Source organism: archaeon CG10_big_fil_rev_8_21_14_0_10_43_11, from assembly GCA_002763265.1.
Lineage (GTDB): Archaea > Nanobdellota > Nanobdellia > PEZQ01 > PEZQ01 > PEZQ01.
In genome coordinates this window covers 123,812-142,108 of sequence record PEZQ01000003.1, presented here as the reverse complement: position 1 = coordinate 142,108, position 18,297 = coordinate 123,812, and the positions used below count along the sequence as shown (strand labels likewise).

General features: G+C 41.1%; 22 protein-coding genes and 1 pseudogene. 9 read left to right on the top strand and 14 right to left on the bottom strand.

From position 1 onward, the window contains the following. Nucleotides 1-275: 275 nt before the first annotated feature. The 6 genes from COT72_01770 to COT72_01745 all read right to left on the bottom strand — a co-directional run bounded on the left by COT72_01770 (nucleotide 276) and on the right by COT72_01745 (nucleotide 3,441). Nucleotides 276-725 (bottom strand): hypothetical protein, encoded by a 450-nt coding sequence (locus COT72_01770; protein ID PIO00414.1) that lies wholly within the window; start codon nucleotides 723-725, stop codon nucleotides 276-278. 94 nt (nucleotides 726-819) lie between these two features. Then, on the bottom strand, nucleotides 820-1,353 hold the full coding sequence (locus COT72_01765; GenBank protein ID PIO00413.1) for a hypothetical protein: 534 nt from the start codon (nucleotides 1,351-1,353) through the stop codon (nucleotides 820-822). Between the two features lie 202 nt (nucleotides 1,354-1,555). Continuing rightward, a complete protein-coding gene (locus COT72_01760) occupies nucleotides 1,556-1,855 on the bottom strand; it encodes a hypothetical protein (GenBank protein ID PIO00412.1) in 300 nt (99 codons plus the stop codon). Further along, nucleotides 1,852-2,262, bottom strand: coding sequence for a hypothetical protein (locus COT72_01755; GenBank protein ID PIO00411.1), 411 nt, complete (start codon nucleotides 2,260-2,262; stop codon nucleotides 1,852-1,854). The genes COT72_01760 and COT72_01755 overlap by 4 nt, the downstream gene beginning before the upstream one ends. Before the next feature lie 68 nt (nucleotides 2,263-2,330). After that, nucleotides 2,331-2,948, bottom strand: a complete 618-nt coding sequence (locus COT72_01750; GenBank protein PIO00410.1) for a hypothetical protein — start codon at nucleotides 2,946-2,948, stop codon at nucleotides 2,331-2,333. Nucleotides 2,949-2,955: 7 nt separating this feature from the next. Further along, a complete protein-coding gene (locus COT72_01745; GenBank protein ID PIO00409.1) occupies nucleotides 2,956-3,441 on the bottom strand; it encodes a diadenosine tetraphosphate hydrolase in 486 nt (161 codons plus the stop codon). A 116-nt stretch (nucleotides 3,442-3,557) separates the two neighbouring features. Between COT72_01745 and COT72_01740 the strand changes: the two genes are divergently transcribed. Next, entirely contained in the window at nucleotides 3,558-4,001 is a 444-nt protein-coding gene (locus COT72_01740; GenBank protein ID PIO00408.1) for a hypothetical protein, read from the top strand. Here the strand turns inward: COT72_01740 and COT72_01735 are convergent. Next, complete coding sequence (locus COT72_01735) at nucleotides 3,975-4,673, bottom strand: hypothetical protein (protein ID PIO00407.1); 699 nt, start codon at nucleotides 4,671-4,673, stop codon at nucleotides 3,975-3,977. The genes COT72_01740 and COT72_01735 overlap by 27 nt on opposite strands. A 35-nt stretch (nucleotides 4,674-4,708) precedes the next feature. Between COT72_01735 and COT72_01730 the strand changes: the two genes are divergently transcribed. Genes COT72_01730 through COT72_01720 form a run of 3 tightly spaced genes read left to right on the top strand, consistent with a single transcriptional unit; the run spans nucleotide 4,709 to nucleotide 7,115 of the window. Next, nucleotides 4,709-5,857: a hypothetical protein gene (locus COT72_01730; protein ID PIO00406.1), complete on the top strand. Its 1,149-nt coding sequence runs from the start codon at nucleotides 4,709-4,711 to the stop codon at nucleotides 5,855-5,857. A 41-nt stretch (nucleotides 5,858-5,898) separates the two neighbouring features. After that, a complete protein-coding gene (locus tag COT72_01725; GenBank protein ID PIO00405.1) occupies nucleotides 5,899-6,687 on the top strand; it encodes a hypothetical protein in 789 nt (262 codons plus the stop codon). Continuing rightward, nucleotides 6,684-7,115: a hypothetical protein gene (locus COT72_01720; protein PIO00404.1), complete on the top strand. Its 432-nt coding sequence runs from the start codon at nucleotides 6,684-6,686 to the stop codon at nucleotides 7,113-7,115. The genes COT72_01725 and COT72_01720 overlap by 4 nt, the downstream gene beginning before the upstream one ends. A 106-nt stretch (nucleotides 7,116-7,221) precedes the next feature. On the opposite strand, the gene COT72_01715 is transcribed toward COT72_01720, so the two are convergent. Then, a complete protein-coding gene (locus tag COT72_01715; protein ID PIO00403.1) occupies nucleotides 7,222-8,076 on the bottom strand; it encodes a hypothetical protein in 855 nt (284 codons plus the stop codon). Between the two features lie 87 nt (nucleotides 8,077-8,163). On the opposite strand from COT72_01715, the gene COT72_01710 reads away from it, so the two are divergent. The 4 genes from COT72_01710 (at nucleotide 8,164) to COT72_01695 (ending at nucleotide 11,710) form a co-directional block, all read left to right on the top strand. Continuing rightward, entirely contained in the window at nucleotides 8,164-9,294 is a 1,131-nt protein-coding gene (locus COT72_01710) for a hypothetical protein (protein ID PIO00402.1), read from the top strand. A gap of 92 nt (nucleotides 9,295-9,386) precedes the next feature. Then, the gene (locus COT72_01705) at nucleotides 9,387-9,548 is read left to right on the top strand and encodes a DUF1931 domain-containing protein (protein PIO00401.1); all 162 of its coding nucleotides are present in this window, start codon (nucleotides 9,387-9,389) and stop codon (nucleotides 9,546-9,548) included. 109 nt (nucleotides 9,549-9,657) lie between these two features. Continuing rightward, entirely contained in the window at nucleotides 9,658-10,728 is a 1,071-nt protein-coding gene (locus tag COT72_01700; protein PIO00400.1) for a hypothetical protein, read from the top strand. Nucleotides 10,729-10,822: 94 nt separating this feature from the next. Continuing rightward, a complete protein-coding gene (locus COT72_01695) occupies nucleotides 10,823-11,710 on the top strand; it encodes a disulfide bond formation protein DsbA (protein ID PIO00399.1) in 888 nt (295 codons plus the stop codon). An 87-nt stretch (nucleotides 11,711-11,797) separates the two neighbouring features. Here the strand turns inward: COT72_01695 and COT72_01690 are convergent, their stop codons facing one another. From COT72_01690 to COT72_01670, 5 genes and pseudogenes are all read right to left on the bottom strand, one after another. Next, on the bottom strand, nucleotides 11,798-12,046 hold the full coding sequence (locus COT72_01690; protein PIO00398.1) for a hypothetical protein: 249 nt from the start codon (nucleotides 12,044-12,046) through the stop codon (nucleotides 11,798-11,800). Between the two features lie 84 nt (nucleotides 12,047-12,130). Next, a complete protein-coding gene (locus COT72_01685; protein ID PIO00397.1) occupies nucleotides 12,131-13,180 on the bottom strand; it encodes a GTP-binding protein in 1,050 nt (349 codons plus the stop codon). Between the two features lie 44 nt (nucleotides 13,181-13,224). Continuing rightward, nucleotides 13,225-13,492: pseudogene (locus COT72_01680) on the bottom strand (acylphosphatase). Further along, entirely contained in the window at nucleotides 13,489-14,808 is a 1,320-nt protein-coding gene (locus COT72_01675; GenBank protein PIO00396.1) for a hypothetical protein, read from the bottom strand. Before COT72_01675 ends, COT72_01680 begins: the two are co-directional and overlap by 4 nt. Continuing rightward, complete coding sequence (locus COT72_01670; GenBank protein ID PIO00395.1) at nucleotides 14,805-15,593, bottom strand: fructose-bisphosphate aldolase; 789 nt, start codon at nucleotides 15,591-15,593, stop codon at nucleotides 14,805-14,807. The genes COT72_01675 and COT72_01670 overlap by 4 nt, the downstream gene beginning before the upstream one ends. 143 nt (nucleotides 15,594-15,736) lie before the next feature. Here COT72_01670 and COT72_01665 point away from each other — a divergent pair, with 143 nt between their 5' ends. Continuing rightward, nucleotides 15,737-16,921 (top strand): alpha-amylase, encoded by a 1,185-nt coding sequence (locus tag COT72_01665; protein PIO00394.1) that lies wholly within the window; start codon nucleotides 15,737-15,739, stop codon nucleotides 16,919-16,921. Between the two features lie 8 nt (nucleotides 16,922-16,929). On the opposite strand, the gene COT72_01660 is transcribed toward COT72_01665, so the two are convergent. Beyond that, the gene (locus tag COT72_01660) at nucleotides 16,930-18,264 is read right to left on the bottom strand and encodes a hypothetical protein (protein PIO00393.1); all 1,335 of its coding nucleotides are present in this window, start codon (nucleotides 18,262-18,264) and stop codon (nucleotides 16,930-16,932) included. Nucleotides 18,265-18,297 lie beyond the last annotated feature (33 nt).

Below are 18,297 nucleotides of genomic sequence, written 5' to 3'. Positions count from 1 at the left end.
TTTTGTATTTCCTTAAAGAAAAATTGAATTATTTTCATTTATCCCTTTTGTTTTAGAATAGTCTAAAAATTTTTTAACATGATAAGGATAGGATTTTATTGATTGTTTTGAATAATTTCTTAATTCTAATCCATTTTCTAATTTAATTGAAAGACCGTGCTTAATTTCGCATAATGTTCCAAATATATACTTTTTGCGATAAAAATTTCCTATAATAACTAGTTAAACTCAATAAATTTGAAGTCCTAAAAATTAGATAGGGCAGTTTTCCTAAATTATAACCATCTAGAAGATTTTCTCACTTCTTGATTATTTTTCAGCTTGATAAAGATTAAGCCGAGAATTATAACAATGAACATCACTAAAAAGCTTCCATAAAGAAACCTGTTTAAGAGGTGTAAAATATATTGTTCAATAGTGGGGTCGGAATAAGGAAATGAAAATACCCGAAATACAAAAGCTTTTAGCCCATGGATGATAACAGAATATAAAACACCTAAAAACAAGAGATTCTTAAAATTAAAATCATAATACAAAGTGAGCTTAATTACCGAAAAAGCTACCATGAGGGCCCATAAAGCCTGTGTCAGAGCTAGTATATAAGGATAATTTCTGCTTAGTGGAAGCGCAACATAATACTGCAATATTACAACTAAAATAGAAATTAAAATATAATATTTTATTGGCCCGACATACTCTTTTAAAGTTTTTCCAAATATTTTCATCTTCCAAACAACCTCCTGAAAAAATCAATTATAATCCTGAATAAATCTTTTTCTTTTTTTGGTTCAATACTTTCTTTTTCGCCAGCTTTTTCATCTATATCCATCGTATTTCTCCTTGGAGTAATATCCCACTAAGTGCATTATTTATTAGATGCTCGTTTTTTAAGTCGTTAAGATTGGCGACTGCAAAGATTTGTAGGGTTCTTTGCATTTTTTTCTCGAACTCTGCTTTTCTTGGAAAGTCTTTTTTATTTTCACTTATAACAACAAAGTCGAAGTCGCTGTTTTTTGTATCATGTCCTGTTGTTCCTGAGCCAAAAAAAATGACGGTTGGCTTAAGATAAAATTTATCTAACGCTTCAAGGATGCCGGAATTTCTTATTTTTGTTATGTTGTAATATAGCTTGAGGTCTCTATACGTTGTGCTTTCGATGTCTGCACTGTATAAGTCAAATATGCGCTCTTTTTCATACTTGAGAACGCCCTTCTTTGCAAAGTATTTTAGTTGCTTACTTGCAGTTGCAGGGGTTATTTTAAGCAGTCTTGCAACTTCTCTTACATTGAACTTTCTGGCTGGCTCTTCCAGGAAGATTTTTAAAGTGTTTAATTCTTTGAACACGTGTTTAATTAAATAAACAGATGTTTATAAATGTAACGCTAGCGTTATCTCAATCTTGAGAATATCTAAAACATTCTCTTTAACATTTTCTTCGGTTATGAGTTTTTTCATTGCAGTTCCCTGATGAGCCTTTTACATTTTTCTATTGCTTGTTTTGCTGTTTCAAAGTCCATTCTTTTTCCGTAGTATGTGAGTGAGTTTCTTTTGAATCTTAAATCGTCAAATAGCATGAATAAATCTTCTCTCTCTTTAACATGTCTCGAATATAGAATCCTATGCAGACATGATTTAATACGTTGAACCCTTCCTTAAAGGCTATTGCCTGCAAAAGCTCTAAAAGAGAGGTGTAGTAATCTTCAAAGACAAAATTGCAGTTCTTCTCGGTTATTTTTTTTATTAGGTTTATTCTTTCTTTAGCAGTCTCTTTTAAGGATTCTGCTCTTAGAACATCTGGCGAAACAGTTTTTGCGGATTTGTTTGTTAAGCAGTCTGCCCAGTCTTTTTCTTTCATGTAAATACCTCAATGTAATTGTTCAGTGTTAGCCCATTTATGATGTTGTTTGCTAAATGCAGATTAGTTATTTCTTTTATGTTTTTGTGTTGGAATACTTGTATCTTGCGCTTGAGCTGCTTTTCATACTTTGCAAGAACGGCTTTATTTTTTGAAGGCGTCTCGATGTAGATGTCTATATCACTCTCTTCGGTGTCTTCTCCTCTTGCGTATGAGCCGAAAAGGACTATTGCGGGATTGCTCAGCTCTATTCTTATATACTCAATTAGACCGGATTCGTGCAATTGCCTTATATTGTAGAGCTTTTTTTCCAAAAGGTATTTCTCACTTCTGCTTGCGGTATAGAAACTGACATTTCCTGTTTTCTGAATTGCTAAAATACCCCCCTCTTTCATCTGTTTTTCCATGCATTTCTCAACTTGTTGAGATACTATTAAACTTTTCTTCTACTTGCTTTTCTTCTTGCAGAATTGGGTTATGCGCTAATCTCAAAGGTTAAAGGGTCGCGGTAGTCTGGTGAAACGCTCTTCCACGGAAACACAATAAACTTTGGCAGAGTCATAACTTTCTCACCATAAAAATCAGGCCTAAACTCGCTGCGCCCAAACGTTCTGTCTGAGAGAACTGCTGTTTTGGCGCCCTCACCAAAATAATCAAGCGCGCGCTCAAGGGTTTTTCCCGTTGCCACATCATCATCAACAACAAGCACGCTTCGCCCTTTGTAAGCCCCTTGCGGAAGCTCAGTAAATTGCACGGGAAAATTCACGTCCTGCAAAAAAGGAATCATACTAAAACGTGATGCAGACCGGGTTTTGATAGCAATACTATCAAGCGGCACATCAAGCTTTTGCGATAAATAACGCGCAAGCGGCATGCCGCCACGTTTTACACCAATAACTGCGTCAAAATCAAATCCAGACGCGTCTACCTGCTCGTACACGCTCTGCGCAAGCAACTCAACTTCTGCATCGCTTTTTGCATGGATAAACTTCCCAAAAAAGAGCGCATCCAAGGGTTTTACTGCTAATCTCTCAAGAGACACAACAAAATTCATACCAGATTTGCTAACAAGCGCGCTTATAAGTGTTTCCACTTAAATACTACGCGTCTAAAAGCTTTGTTTGGCCTTCTTCACCGCTTTTTCTCCGTATTTCTTGTGCAAGCATTTTAAGCTCTTTGACCTGAGCATTTGGACCAAGCTGGGTGCTCACAAAGCCCTGATACGTGTCAAAAAACGTTCTTGTATCACGTTCTGCAGAATGAAACTCTGCTAAAACCCCATGAAGCGGATAAAGCTTAGCATGCGCGTGATTCACACCCGTTCCCTCAACAACAAGCGCAACACGAGACACGGATAACCCTTTTTCAAGAACGCGCACAACCCGTTTTGAAGCAATCATAAAACGCTTGAAAACGTCATCATCAATGAAACTAATGTTTGAAGCATAGTGCTTTTTTGTAAGAACCAGCGTCATCCCCCTTGTGTTTGGGGCAACATCAAGAATGGCAACATGGTCATCATCCTCCCAGAGCATGACTGAAGGGATTTCACCCGCAACGATTTTGCAAAAAATACAATCACGCATGACAGTAGTGTTCTAGGTTTTGACTGCTTATTAAATTTTTCCCGTGCGCGCACGCCTGCCACCCTGTTTATAGTAAACAATATTCTTTAAAATCACCACGTGTCTAGAATAAGAGTATGGCAAAACAAAAGGGTCTGATAAAAAAAACCACCACATCACGCCTCCATTTCACGCCATGGTACGTGGCAACGATTATAGCAGGACTCATATTCAAACCCCTACTCATCACACCCTTTGTAGTCGCACCGCTTATAGAACTATACCGAAAAACAACCAATTACACGGTTACTGATGAGCGTCTGACAAGCGAGTTCTCCCTGTTTAATAAAAGAAGCGAGAGCGTTGGCTTTGAAGCTATTACCAAAGTTGAAGTCAATCAAAACATGATTCAACGCTTTGTTGGCGTGGGCGATGTTAAAATCAAAACATTTGGCAGTGACGGGTACTCGCTCACGTTCAAAGGCATTCTAAAACCCTACAAAATAGAATCACTTATTTACGACCAGATGCGCGAAACACGAAAGAAAACCGGTTCATTTGAGTCTGCGAAAAAAACATAGAAAACCCGTGTGTGCTATCATCTTGCTCTTTGGTCTTAGTATTGCGTCAGTTCTCCAGTCCCGTTTTATGATTTCAGTCACCTCTTCAAGCACAAAACCCGCAAAACGCGCTTTTTCAACCTGATTAATAGTCGGAACATACACAACCACATAACCACCCAGTTTCACAAATGACGGGTCAACACGCCACGGTTCTTTCAAGTCAAGGGTTGCCACATCCACATTTTTAACCTTCACACCATCATACACGTCAGCTTCTTTGAGCACCACGTTTTTTGCGCCAAACAACGCAATATTGTGCGCGATTATTTTGATAAAATCATCCCTGCGTTCATAACAATACACTTTCTTTGCATGCAATGATAAAAACAGCGAGAGCGCGCCACTACCCCCGCCCGCGTCAAACACCACACTATTCCGGGTAATGCCGGTGCGCGCAACAATATAGCCCGCATCCTTTAACGTAATAATTTGCGGTCCGCGCCGCATAAGTTCAAACAAATCAGCACTATTTGCATCAGCATAAAGAAATGCATAACCCGAATGGCTTTTCACCACTTTTGGCGGGTTTTCCAAATCCTTTTTTAACACAACCCCATTATTGGTGTGAATATCACCATCACCCCGCACGCGGTGAATAAGCCCCTCTTGATTGATAAGCACGCGTACCATACGTGTTTAAATGGGAAAAACAAGTTTAAAACAGTATGCACTACGAGCTCGTATGTCAAACAACGCCCGGACTAGAAGCGTTTGCAAAAACAGATGTTGAACAAACACTGAGCAAAAAAGCAACCATCAAAAACGGTTTTGTGCGCGTCAAAACAAACGACCTGCTTGATATTGCGCGGCTCAATTACGCATCACGCGTGGTTGAACGCGTAGACCTTTTGCTCGCAGAATACTCCTTCTCCCATTTTGATGAACTTATAGCGCGCGCAGCAAGCGCAGATTTCTCCCCTTTTTTTAAAAAAACAAAAACCTTTGCCGTATCCTGCGAACGCGCAGGAACACACGAATTCAAATCACATGACGTGAACGCTGAAATGGGTGGCGTAGTCATGGATAACCTCAAAAAAACAAAAGGATGGAAACCCAAAGTTGACTTAACCTACCCTGACCTAAACGTATCAGCTATTATTACCAACAACACCTGCATGGTTGGTCTTAACACAAGCGGGGAATCACTTAACAAACGCGGCTATAAAGTCTATCACGCGCCAAACCCTCTTCGCCCAAGCCTTGCAAACGCACTGCTTACCTATAACGGGTGGAATCCTGACAAACACTTGCTTGTTGACCCCCACTGTGGGGATGGCACGCTTATTATTGAAGCAGCACTTTTGGCGTTTGCTATGCCACCTGGTGCTGAGCGAAAAGAAAAATTCTCATTTCTCAACTGGGACGTGCTCTCAAAACAGGAGGTGCGCCAAACATACCAGGAATATGACGCGCTTGCAAACACGTCACGAAACGTGCGCGTGCAAGGAATGGATACGTTTGTAAAAAACGTTGACGGCAGCAACAAGAACGCTCGGCTTGCCGGCGTTGCACGCCAAGTCAATTTTTCGCGCTACAACCTTGACTGGCTTGATGACAAGTACGGAAAACAAGAGGTTAACACCTTTATTGTATTTCCACCCGTGCTTCACTCAAATAAAGAAGCAGTTGTCAAATTTTATAAAGAATTATTCTACCAAGCAGAATACTTAGTCAAACGGCGCATGACTATTCTCACAAACCAGCACGACATGGTGCGCGATTTAGCAGAAGAATTCAAATTCAAAATCCAATCGCGCCACGAACTTGGATACGGCACGCCAAGCTATGCAATAATTAATCTAAAGCACGCGTAAAGCAAATTTTTAAATGCAAAGCCCGTCTTATTGAGAGTAGTATGTCAAATCAAGAGGGTTTTAGCACAGAATTTCTCAAATCACGAAACGCGCATCACAACACTATCTTCAAGATTGATGATATTCACGAATTTGGCGAGTTTATTCGACGAGCACTCACTAACCTTGATTACAGTATTCACCAGCATGATGTGCACGTAGCAAAACACCCTGACGCGCGTCACGCGCTTGCTAACGCCTCGCACAACGCGTTTATGGTGCGCACGCGCGCAAAAAGAAAAATCATGCAGGGAACCAAGTTCTCACGCGTATGGAAACTATGCGCACTTCTTGCCCTTGGCACTTTTGGCTTCTATTTATTTTTCTCATCACCATCCCAGTACGCGTCCTTGCAAACCCTGTTTGGAATCTTTACTATTAGCGCACTCGTCTTGTTTCTTATCAAAGAAACCGCAAGCATCACGGTGTGGGTAAAAGCCCTTGGCGTCTTTGACCCAACAAAAAAAGAAGGACTCTGCCTTGCTCTTGTGAGCGGACACCCGACAAAAGAGGATAACACTACTACCTACCATCTTGATGAAAACATGGCTGAGATTTGCCACGCGCTTAATGCAAACTTTATCCGCCCCAAAAAAATGAGCCATCTTCTCAAAAAAGATGCGCAAAAAATAATAAGCGAAAAACTTGCTGAGAGCACAAAAGAGTTGAGCCGCGTCAATACCGCACTTGCAAATGGCGAACTCCTCGCTGATGAAGGCGAATCCCAAAAACAACACGCTCTTGAACGAAAAAAGAGCCTGGAAATTTCACAAGAGCTTCTCTTATTATGAAACGCGGACAAATTCAAATACTCACAGAATTTTTAGGTTTTGCAGTGGGCATTGTTGTGGTCATTGCAGTCACGTACCTGTTCTCACAATACTTAGGACCCCTTGTGATTAATGAAGCAATGGACTTCCATCTTAAAAACGTGGTAAAACAAATTCAAACATCAGCATCATCTATTGAGTATTACGCAAACGTGTTTGAAGACAAAACAATCACACTCCGCATAGACCTTCCCTCCCGCATTAATCGATACTCGTATGAAGTATTTGTTGACGGCAACATGCTGTGCGCAAGCGTTCCTGGAACCCTCTATGAAGCGTGCGAAAACAACACGCAAGACATTCGCGGCGTATTCATATCAGGCTCGCGCATGAATCTAAAAATAGAACGTTTTGACGCATCATGGCTGGTTACCATGAGTAGCACTTAAAGAGGAAGTTGCTCATCAGCACGCTTCATCAAAAAAAAACACGATAGTGTGAACGTATTCTTGTACGCCACGTGGGTGGTTTATGCAGTATCATAATTATAATGCTTTAGAGAAGCAGGAATATGAAGACTGCAATAAGAATGAGAATAAGCCATTTTGCAATGCTTTCAAGAAAATTCATGGCAATAATCAGCGCGAGCAAAATAATAATGCCAAGCGCGATATTTGTTTGCGTATCTGAAAGGCCAAGCGCTTCGCTAATCACTTGTTTTTGCTGACCTAAAAAGCTTGACGCGTTTCCTGCAAATGCAAACACGCTTGAGGTAGTATTTAGAATTTCTTGCGTGTTGCTTAATGCCGAAACCGCATCATCAATTGTTGACACGTTAAACCCGTGTGCAAACGCGAAAAGCGTGGGTAAGAGTAAGAGAATAAAAAACCATCGAAACTTGTTCATGTGATTTTTAAAATAATCAAACACCGAATCCCATAAAAGAAGAGGCACGGCAAGTAAGGGTATTGCAATAATCGCTGCAGTTTTGAGCTGGTCTGGAGAATGCATGATAACCACTTTGAGCGCAAGAATAGCAATAAAAAGAGAGAAAATCACAAACGCAGTGCTGAGCGTAAAAATCAGGTCAGAAACAAGTTCAAACACGCGTGATTTTTTCACGTGCTCTTTAATAAGTGCACGCGTGCTTTGTTTGAGTTCATAAATAAGAGCAAGCACAAACGCAATTTCACCTACTGCAAGAAAGTACGCGCCAAGCGGGTTTTTTGTTGCAAGTAAAAGCATGGTGCACAACCCAATAAAAACAATCGCGGTTACCAGTGTGAGAATTGTTGCTTTCAAGTCCTTGAGTTCTTTTGTGCCAACCTGAAGCTTGAGTTTTTGAGAAGACTTAATGACTGCCTCTTTTGCACGCGTACGATTCCGTTGAGGCGCTTTCTTCTTAGCCATTACTTTGTTATTGGGGCGTGCACGATTAAAAAACCTTTTTATGTGCGCTCAAACAGACAAATGCTTTTAAACCAATTAGAAACGTGAATGGGTGTGAAACAAGGTAATCTTGGAAAATATGTTAGCATAAAAAAGCCCAAAAAAACGCAGAAACAGCATTTTCTCCCAACTCCAGCTAATGCAAAAGTCGTGCACTTACAACGACTTCAAATGATGCAAGGAGAGCCATTTCAATTAGGCACTGATTATGAACATCTTATCCGTGAACTATGCAATGAATACTCGTACATGGGATGTGGTGAGGTGATATTTGAACCATCATTTGGCCAATACTTTCGGGTAAAAAACATCACATATTTTAACAATCACCCTACAAAAGAAGCAATTATTATCCCAAAAACACAATTTGTTATTCAGGATTTTGCAGAACCAAAGAAATCAACCCGCTTTACAAAAGAAAAAAATCTCACACTTGATGATGTGATAGGACAAGACCAAGCAAAACAACGCGCGCGCCTTATTTGCCATTATATAGAACAACCAGAACTGTTTGGTTCATTCCCCCCAAATATGAACTTATTCCAGGGCGGTCCTGGAACGGGAAAAACCTATCTTGCCCGCGTTATTGCGTCACAAACAAAAGCGCCCTTCTTTTTCTCAAGTGCAACTGCCCTTGTGGGAAACTATATTGGGGAAAGTGCAAAACAGATTCGGGAATTCTTTGAAGAAGCACTTGCTAAAGAACGTTCAGTTGTGTTTGTTGATGAGATTGACGGCATTGGATACAACCGCTCAAAAAATCAAAGCATGCGTGGTGACGCGCTTGAAACAGTTAATGCACTTCTCGTAAACCTTGACGAATTTGTCGAACACCCCGGTCACGTGTTTATTGGTGCAACAAATCTTAATACCGTTCTTGACCGGGCAGTTACCAGCAGACTTCGAAGCAGAATCGCGTTCAAACCATTTTCAGAACGTGAGCGCGAACTCTTTTTTAAGAACTATTTTAGTGGCGTAACAAAACCATTTGATGTTGACTTTTCACGCATTGCAAAACAAACGCCAAACTACTCGGGTCGGGATATGATTGGGTTGATTGAGCACGCATACCACGCATCCATTCTTGAAAACACGCAAAAAATTACCACTGAAGACGTGCTCAAACAGGTGGGTAGCGGTAAAAAGAAGAGCAGCCCTCCTGCGTTTGAATTTGTGTGATTACCCAATCACTATTTAAAAGAAGTGGTTAAAACAGCGCAAATTATTAAAAAAAGAAGGGTTTGTGATTGTAGTACAGGTGAATTAAAACCATGAAGATCGTAAAAAGTAAAGTACGTGAAGAACTAGACGGACTAAGAGCCTCATCAGATTTCTTCGATGCTCTTGAAAATGCAATTACTGCATTGATTAACGACGCAAAAAAGCGAGCAAAAGAAAACGGCAGAAAAACGCTTCGCCCTTATGATGTGTAAGCACATTTGAGCTTGGTTAATCAACTCTAATTTTTTTTGATATTTTTCTTTTATTTTTTTTCTCGTATTGAATAAATCTTTAAATAGTGCGTTAGAGTAGTAGCTTGGTATGACACGAAAGCACAAAAATGAGCTCGTTATCAACGTAAGCAAGAAACATCTTGGCTTTATTGGTATCGCGTTTGTTTTCTTTGTTGTAGGATTTATTGCTGCATCCGTTATGGGAACTACATCAACTCCTGAAACAACCGGCAGCGTAATCAATACGCCCACACAAGCACGTTCAGTAACGCTTACCTACATTGTTGATAGCTCGTGCAGTTCATGTTTTGACGTCAGCGTCAATAAGCAAATTCTTGAACAGTACACGAGCCAGTCAGGCATGAGCATTGTTGAACAAAGCATTGACGCATTAAGTGAAGAAGCACGAGCATATATTGAGAAATATGGCATCACAAAGATACCAACCTTTATTCTTGATAAGAACGCATCTTCAATTGCAAGCCTCATGCAGGTATGGCCGAGCGTTGGTGACGTGGCAAGTGATGGAACACTCGTGTTCAGGAGTCCAGAAATTTTTGAAGACAACTACCAAACAGTTGAGCAGGACGGTTCATTTACGCTCGTAGAGTATGTTGAACCACGATACAATGTTACCCTTGACGCAGACGACCCGATAAAAGGAGACCCAATGGCGCCAGTAACCATTGTTGAGTTTAGCGACTTCCAGTGCCCGTATTGCGCAACGTTTTACAAATCAACGCTTCAACAAATTGAAAGCGAGTACGTTGACACCGGAAACGTGCGTGTTGTGTTCAAAGACTACCCATTAAGCTTCCATGAGAACGCGCAAAAAGCAGCAGAAGCAGCGCAATGCGCACACGACCAGGACATGTTCTGGCAAATGCATGACACCTTGTTTGAGAACCAAGCAAACCTCACTATTTTAGAACTAAAAGCATACGCAAGCGGGTTAGGTCTTGACATGGATGCGTTTAATGCGTGCCTTGATAATTCAGAGAACGCTGCAGAAGTTGCAGCTGACATGGCTGAAGGCATTGCCCAGGGCGTGGGCGGAACTCCTGCATTCTTTGTGAATGGACGCTTTTTAAATGGTGCGCAACCATTTAACTTATTCCAGCAAATCATTGATGAAGAACTTGCAGCACGTGAAAACTAAAGAAAAAAAATTCTTTTTCTTTTCTTTTTTTTATTCTCTTTTTGTTTGATAACGATAATTCTTAAATAGTTCCACGCTATTAGAATGCGTTACTATGAATGAGGGAGACGAACCAAAAATTGAAATCATTCGAGAAAAGCCAGATGTTTCTCTAGAAGAAGAAAAAAAAGAACCAATTGAAGAAGAAGCACACAGCAAAGAAACCCCGGACTCAAAAGACGGAGAAGAAGTCATAGAAAAAAAGCATGCTGCTCCGCTTAATCCAGAGCCAAAGCAAGAGCACAAACCCCACGCTCCAAAAAAAGAAATTGTGATTAACATTGAAAAACACCACATAGCATACGTGTTAGTCGCGCTTGTATTTCTTGGGTTGGGTTTTGGCGCAAACCTGCTTATCAATGGACAAATTACTGGTCTAAGTTCTGGTGTGGACCAATTAAACATTCCACAAAACAGCAAAGCAGCACAGCTCATTGACGATGACCCCATAAAAGGAGACCCAAAGGCGCCAGTAACCATTGTTGAGTTTAGCGACTTCCAGTGCCCGTATTGCGCTCGCTTCTATTCTGAAACGCTTCCGCAAATCGTGGCAAACTACATTAACACAGGAAAAGCAAAATTAGTGTATCGGGATTTCCCGTTAAGCTTCCATGAGAACGCGCAAAAAGCAGCAGAAGCAGCAGAATGTGCTGACGAACAAGGTATGTTTTGGCAAATGCATGACACCTTGTTTGAGAACCAGAACGCACTTGGTGTTGCCAGTCTCAAACAGTACGCAAAAGACCTTGGACTTGACAGTGCCGCATTTGATGCGTGTCTTGACTCAGGAAGCATGACTGCTGAAACACTAGCAGATATGCAGGCAGGACAAAGTGTGGGTATTTCAGGAACGCCGGGCTTTTATGTCAATGACCAGCTTATCTCAGGCGCGCAACCATTTAGCGTATTTGAACAGGCAATTGAAGCTGCTCTCGAAAACTAATTCTCAAAATTTCTCTTTTTTTTTAACCGGTTCATTAGACAGCAAAAGAATTGAAAAGAAAAAAAATAAAAAATTTTGTAAGAATTGTTACTTCTTTTTTCTAGAAGATGATTTCTTTTTTGAAGCCATTTTTTTCACTGGTCTTTTCTTCATTGCTTTCTTGACCGGTTTCTTTTTTGATGCACTTTTCTTCACTGATTTTTTTGCAGCTTTTTTCATGGGCTTCTTTATTGCTTTTTTCTTTCGTGGTTTTACAATGAGAAATTCTTTTTTCTCTTCCTTTTTCATCCCCATTTTTTCCTTGAGCTTTGAAAACATGCTTTTCATTTTCTTCATTCCCTCTTACAATATGTATATTGCAAAGTGTATTATGTATCTTTAAACTTAAATAGTTTCTTCTTGTTGCATAAAAAAAAATAGTTAGTAGAAGGTGATAATATCTTTGTCGCAAAGTTTGTGTTGTTCTCCAATTTTTTGTCCTTGAAATTTTGCGCTGCTCCCCCAAATTTTTGCGTAACGAAATTCTTTGATGCGAATTTTTTTTGCAACATCACCTGCGGTAATTCCGTTTCGCGCAATAAGTGGTTTGCTTTTTATAATTTCTTTTCCCGGCTCCCGAGGGTATATTCGAACAACATCAAGTTTCTCCCATATTTTTTGTTTAAGCAGGTTTAGTCCTTTGCCTTTTTCAGCAGAGATAAACATTGCATTTGGTATGCGGGGTTTTGCAATGTCAACTTTGTTGACAACAACAAGTGATGAGACATAATGCCGGTTTGCAAGTATTGCATCTATCATTTCACTTTCGCTTATATCACTGCGGACAATAACTTCTGCATTTGAAAGTCTAAATTCCCGAAGTAATGCTTTGATTGTTTCTTCACTTGTTTTGGTAAGTGTTTTTGTAAATGAAATGTTGATACCGCCTTTTGATAATTTTTTTATCATGACATTCGGTTTTTCAACATCAAGGCGAAGCCCAGCATCATATAATTCTTTTTTGATAACTGCTAAGTGTTGCGGTTTTGTTGCATCAAGAACAATCAAGATGAGGTCAGCATTTCGAGCAACACTCATGATTTGTTTTCCCCCACCCCGGCCTTGAGATGCTTCTTCAATAATTCCGGGCAAGTCTACAAGCTGAATGCGCGTGTTGTTGTACTCCATCATGCCAGGAATTGCAGTTATCGTAGTAAACTCGTAAGCAGCAACTTTTGATTCAGCATTGGTGAGTTTGTTAAGCAGTGTTGATTTGCCAACTGAAGGAAAACCTACAATAACTGCGGTTCTGTCTCCTTCTTTTTTAACACCATAGCCTTCTCCTTTACTTTTAGAACTTCGTTTAATTTGTTCTTCTTTGAGCTTTGCAAGTTTTCCGCGAAGCGTTCCAATATGGTGTTCAGTTGCTTTGTTGTGTTTTGTTCGTGCAAGCTCTTCTTCAATGTCTTTGATTTGTTCTTCAACACTCATAATCTATTGCTCTAAAAGTTTGTAATGGTTTAAAAAATGTGCTGCTAGCGTATCTCAAATGTTTCAAACGAGTCAGAAACCGGTTTTTTCATTTCAACGCGCGTAACACGCGCTCCTGATGGTCCTTCATACAACCATGACACAAATTCGTTAACTGCTTCGTCTCTGCCTTGGGCTGCAGCCTCAACCGTGCCGTTTTTCTTGTTTTTCACAAATCCCGTGATTTGAAGCTCGTCTGCTTTTTTGTTTGGCGCTGTCCCTAAAGAAAACACCTTGCACGTTTCCATGAACTATTGCATGAATGCTTTTCATTGGTCTGTTACAAAACTAATTGATGATACGGTATCGCCAAGTCCCACCGTGCTTGCAACTTTTGAGGGAACTTTGTTTGGCACACCAATAAGATAATGATGTTTTTCTTCACGAATACCCTGATTGCAATCCACTTCACCAAGCGCAGTTATACCCTGTTGTGCAATGCGCGCATCGCGTATTGTGAGGAGGTCTTTTTTTGCTTTAAGCACGCCAAGCTTTGCTTTTGCGCCAGTTATAAGCGACGCGTTCTCGTGAGCTAAAAGCACGCGTTCTGGAGTGTTATATGTTTTGTCAAATACGCACAAGTAGTATCCGCTATTGTGCACGTGCACGCGCTCAAGATTGAGCGCTTTTTTGATGGTAAGCAGTGCGTCATACAGGCTTTGTGCTGAAAACAAAGAATCCTGCACGTGGCGTGCCTGCTTTTTTTTGCCAAGAGATTCTAGAATAAGAATTGATTCAACCTCATTCATGCCAAGACTGTGCACGCTTTTTGCAATGTAGTTGAGCGTCATTTTTCTTAACCATGCTTCTTCAATATTGGTGAATTCAAGGTGAATTTTGAGTGCTTTGTTTGCGCGCTTCATTTTACGGATTTGTCTTCGTGCAATGGTAAAATCTTTTTTTCTTGATTCATATTTTATCCATGAATAGCCTGAAAAGAATGCACGCGTCGAGTTTTTGACAATGTCTGCGATGTGTGCTTCAACGTGCTCGTCAAGATAGGGTTTGAGTTCTTTTGGCCGGTATGAAACAATAAAACGATTTGCACGCGGCGCGCCAAGCATGCCTTTTTTGAATTCAAAAATGCAATTTGTTTTAGTAAGCGCATCAGTTTGGTATGCGTTGTGCGGAGAAACAAGTTTGAACGCGTTGTTTTTAACTATTGGCGAGCGGGTGTGTTTGTCTTTGATACGGTCTGCAAGGTCTTTTGAGAGTTGTTGAACAAGAAACACATTTTCAATGCCAAGGGTTGCAAAAAGTCGTGATACAATTCCTGCTTGCCCGCCAATACGGCGTTCATCATAGGGAAATGAAAGTATTTTTTTGTATGGTTCATCTTCAGTAACTTCCCACTCTTCTGCTTTACCTGTTTTAATGCTTTGTCTTAATCCGCGTCCAAGGTCTCCTACATCATTGATGTGTGTTTCTTCATCTTTGTTTTTTGGCAGATGTTGCACGAATTTTGGCGTGACATATTTTATTGCATCAATATTTGCATTAAAACCAATAAGCACTGGACTGATATCTATTTTTTTTACAAGCCCGTTTAGGCGTGTGTTAAATTCTTTCTCCCAAAATGAGCGTATCATTTCAATAGCATGCGCGCTTCTTCAACGCTTTTATCTTTGAATATAATCGCTTGCAATGCCCTGCTTATCTTATCAGGAGTCTTGTGCTGCCACACATTTCTGCCAATTGCCATGCCTCCTGCGCCGGCATCAACAACAGCTCGTGCCATAGCAAGAACATGCTGGTCGCTCTTTTTTTCTCCGCCAGCAAAGAGCACGCGCGTATGCGGCGCAACCCGTGTCACGCTGCTAAGTCCGCTTAAGGTAGGGTAATGAATTTTGACCATGTCTGCTCCAATCTCCATGCCCAGGCGTGCAGCGTAGCGAATCACTTTAGGATTGCTCTTGTTTTTTGCGCGCGGATACATCCATGCAATAATGGGAAGACCATAATCGCGCGCTTCCTCCTCAGCTTGACCAAACTGTTTGAGCATGAGCGGTTCTTCTTCCACACCCACATAAATAGTAAAGCCAACCGCGTCCGCGCCAAGCCTGACTGCATCTTTAACGCTGGTGATTTGTGATGACATAATATCTTTATCATCTGCGGGAATGCTGGTTTTTCCGTTGAGCTTGAGAATGAGTGGAACTTTTCCTGCATACTCTTCAAAATATTTGAGCACCACGCCTTTGTGAAGAATAATTCCCGTGTACCCTTTTGTTGCAATTTTGAGCACGTAGTCAGGGTCAATGTTTTGTGCATTAAAATCGCGAGGTCCGTGTTCAATTCCTTGGTCCATAGCAAGAAAAAGTGAGCGATTGTTTTTTACAAGCCGTGAGAGGCGCGTTTTCTCCCCAATATCCATAGCATTTATTTGTGCAATGCCGGTTTATTAATCCTGCTATTAAGCACGCGTGTTTGAATATTTTTTTTCAAAAATCTAAAAGCCCGCAATCACCCATCCAAATGCAATAACGTTTATAATGTACCGAGCATTTAACTGTCGTTATGCCTGATGTAACATTTAACCTTCATGTTCACCAGCCGCGAAGAATTGTTAAAAACTATCAGTCAGGACACCTTTTTGATGAGGGTCTCAATAAGATTGTGCTTGACCGGTGTGCAGAAAAATCGTACTTGCGCACAAACGCGATTCTTCTTGAGGTGCTTTCTGATTTAAAATCTTTTAAAATGGGCATGTCAATTAGCGGCGTTTTTCTTGAAGAGTGTGAACGCCAACGACCTGACGTGCTTGAATCATTTCAGAGAATCGCACAAACCGGACAAGTTGAAGTTCTTGGAGAAACCTACTATCATTCCCTTGCATCAATTTATCCTGATAAAGATGAATTTCGCGAGCAAGTGCGCATGCATCGTGATGCAATCAAATCATTTCTTAGCCCAAAAGCAATTGGCAAAGTGATGCGAAACACTGAACTCATTCTTGATAATCCTACTGCGCGAGAAGCTGAAAAACTGGGATTTAAGGGAATTTTTAGTGAGGGAACTGAAAAAATATTGGAATGGCGCTCGCCAAATTACGTGTACAAAACACCAGACTCAAAAATTAAAGTGCTCTTGCGAAATTATCGCTTAAGCGATGATATTGGCTATCGCTTTAGCAGTAAATGGTGGGAAGAGTGGCCTCTTACTGCTGAAAAGTTTTCGCACTGGTTGGGCGTGAACCCAGGCCAAGTGGTAAACGTGTACTTGGATTATGAAACATTTGGCGAACACCACTGGCAAGAGAGCAACATCTTTCATTTTCTCAAAGCCCTGCCCTACTTTGTTGACCGCAATCCTCACACGCAATTTCTCACACCAACTGAAGCCGTTACTAAACATGAGCCAGTTGCAGAGCTTCCCTTGCATTGGGCAATATCATGGGCTGATATGGAACGCGATGTGAGTGCGTGGCTTGGTAACAACATGCAGGCACAATCTTTTAAACGAGTGCAGGGTATGGAAAAGCAGATTTTGCAAACAAAAAATGCAAAACTCATCTCGCAATGGCGGCATTTGCAGACAAGCGATAATTTGTATTACATGTGCGACAAGTGGTGGAATGAAGGGGACGTGCACAAATATTTCTCGCATTATGACACGCCAAAATCAGCGTATCATAATTACGGACGCGCAATGAATAACCTACTAAGAGAAGCCAAAGATGCGGTTAAAAAAGAAACAGCATAAACCCCGTATCACACGCTTTTTTGATTGTATGCACTAAAAAGTTCGCGTGTTTTAACTGCATGTTCAACAAAATCAATTTTTCGAAACACTTTCATTCCAACCAGTTCTGAAAACGTATTTGCAGGCATGTTATGCCCTGCTGACAATCCGCCTTCAGCACGCATAATATCATAAAACGGGGTTGAGGGCAAGTTCTTAAAGTATGATTGCACGCGTATTCCAAATGCGCGGGCAACTTCTTTTCTGACATGGTTATAGGGCAATGAAAGGATGCGGCCATGACGCGTTTGTTGCTCAATTGCATTAATCACGTGCACATAAAGGCGTGCGTGCTCGTTTGCGTAATAGTAGGGATTTTTTGCGTATTCTTCTGCATTCATGTTCACATCTGCACGCACAAACTCTTCTCGTGAGAGCATGTTATGCGCGTACGCATGCATTACACCGCCAAGGATATGCTGAACAGTCACGGCGTCAAGCGCGCACTCATTAATCCGGGCAAGAACACGAGATTCTGCTTCTTTAGTACATAATCCCGTGTACGCACCAAACGAACTTATATCAGAGCAAAGCGCCTCCAGGTGATGGGGAGTTTTTTGATAGGCATTATTAAATGCATACGCAGGCTCCAGCCCGCGCGTAAGTTGAGGATAATTATGTGCAAGAAATCCCTGTGTTGCCTGATAAACGCGATTAATAGTAAGCTCATCAAATATTTCATCAACAAAGTCGCCACCGCTAAAAAAACCAAACACATTGTGCGCGTGCTTGAGAACAGAACCAACACCGCCTCTTTTTGTGTGCTGCGTGCTTGCCACGCTGCCATATCCAGTTTTTGCGCCGCTGCCGCTTGTAAATCCCTGCACTGTGTTGCAACCTTTATAGAACGGTTTGAAAAAGCGGGCAACTCTTGTGCGTGCATTGGTAACATCTTTTTTTTGCGTGTGCTCAATCCACGCATCGCTAAATTGTTTGAAGGTGAGGTGGAGCTCGCCGTTAAAGCATGCACCAATTACTAGAGGACGCGGGCTTTTTTTCTCAAACAGAACATAGTCAATATGGGCAGAGCGAAGTGCGCGCGAAAAATCAGGAAGCGGTGTTGCAATAAGTTTGTTTGTTGACGGTTCTTTAATGGTGAACACTGCATCTTGTGCTTGCGTGATGTTTGTCCCGCTCAAAGGCCCAACACCCAGTGTTACTATGCCGCGCTCGTCAAGCCAGTGGTACTTATGTGTTTTGTGCGCGGTGTGTTCTTGTACGCCAAAGCGCGCGGGGGTAAGCGTTTTCGTGTTCTCAAGAGAATATTCCTGGTTGTAGCAGTCAACTCGTAGAACGCGAGGCATAGCATAATCACACAAACTCAATACTCTTAAAGA

Bases quoted from the DNA above. Each gene is read 5' to 3' on its own strand.
- COT72_01740 (PIO00408.1), top strand. From the start codon at position 3,558: ATGGCAAAACAAAAGGGTCTGATAAAAAAAACCACCACATCACGCCTC.
- COT72_01665 (PIO00394.1), top strand. From the start codon at position 15,737: ATGCCTGATGTAACATTTAACCTTCATGTTCACCAGCCGCGAAGAATT.
- COT72_01735 (PIO00407.1), bottom strand. From the start codon at position 4,673: ATGGTACGCGTGCTTATCAATCAAGAGGGGCTTATTCACCGCGTGCGG.
- COT72_01755 (PIO00411.1), bottom strand. From the start codon at position 2,262: ATGGAAAAACAGATGAAAGAGGGGGGTATTTTAGCAATTCAGAAAACA.
- COT72_01725 (PIO00405.1), top strand. From the start codon at position 5,899: ATGTCAAATCAAGAGGGTTTTAGCACAGAATTTCTCAAATCACGAAAC.
- COT72_01700 (PIO00400.1), top strand. From the start codon at position 9,658: ATGACACGAAAGCACAAAAATGAGCTCGTTATCAACGTAAGCAAGAAA.
- COT72_01690 (PIO00398.1), bottom strand. From the start codon at position 12,046: ATGAAGAAAATGAAAAGCATGTTTTCAAAGCTCAAGGAAAAAATGGGG.
- COT72_01670 (PIO00395.1), bottom strand. From the start codon at position 15,593: ATGGATATTGGGGAGAAAACGCGCCTCTCACGGCTTGTAAAAAACAAT.
- COT72_01710 (PIO00402.1), top strand. From the start codon at position 8,164: ATGGGTGTGAAACAAGGTAATCTTGGAAAATATGTTAGCATAAAAAAG.
- COT72_01720 (PIO00404.1), top strand. From the start codon at position 6,684: ATGAAACGCGGACAAATTCAAATACTCACAGAATTTTTAGGTTTTGCA.
- COT72_01730 (PIO00406.1), top strand. From the start codon at position 4,709: ATGCACTACGAGCTCGTATGTCAAACAACGCCCGGACTAGAAGCGTTT.
- COT72_01695 (PIO00399.1), top strand. From the start codon at position 10,823: ATGAATGAGGGAGACGAACCAAAAATTGAAATCATTCGAGAAAAGCCA.
- COT72_01660 (PIO00393.1), bottom strand. From the start codon at position 18,264: ATGCCTCGCGTTCTACGAGTTGACTGCTACAACCAGGAATATTCTCTT.
- COT72_01685 (PIO00397.1), bottom strand. From the start codon at position 13,180: ATGAGTGTTGAAGAACAAATCAAAGACATTGAAGAAGAGCTTGCACGA.
- COT72_01715 (PIO00403.1), bottom strand. From the start codon at position 8,076: ATGGCTAAGAAGAAAGCGCCTCAACGGAATCGTACGCGTGCAAAAGAG.
- COT72_01760 (PIO00412.1), bottom strand. From the start codon at position 1,855: ATGAAAGAAAAAGACTGGGCAGACTGCTTAACAAACAAATCCGCAAAA.
- COT72_01675 (PIO00396.1), bottom strand. From the start codon at position 14,808: ATGATACGCTCATTTTGGGAGAAAGAATTTAACACACGCCTAAACGGG.
- COT72_01705 (PIO00401.1), top strand. From the start codon at position 9,387: ATGAAGATCGTAAAAAGTAAAGTACGTGAAGAACTAGACGGACTAAGA.
- COT72_01745 (PIO00409.1), bottom strand. From the start codon at position 3,441: ATGCGTGATTGTATTTTTTGCAAAATCGTTGCGGGTGAAATCCCTTCA.
- COT72_01770 (PIO00414.1), bottom strand. From the start codon at position 725: ATGAAAATATTTGGAAAAACTTTAAAAGAGTATGTCGGGCCAATAAAA.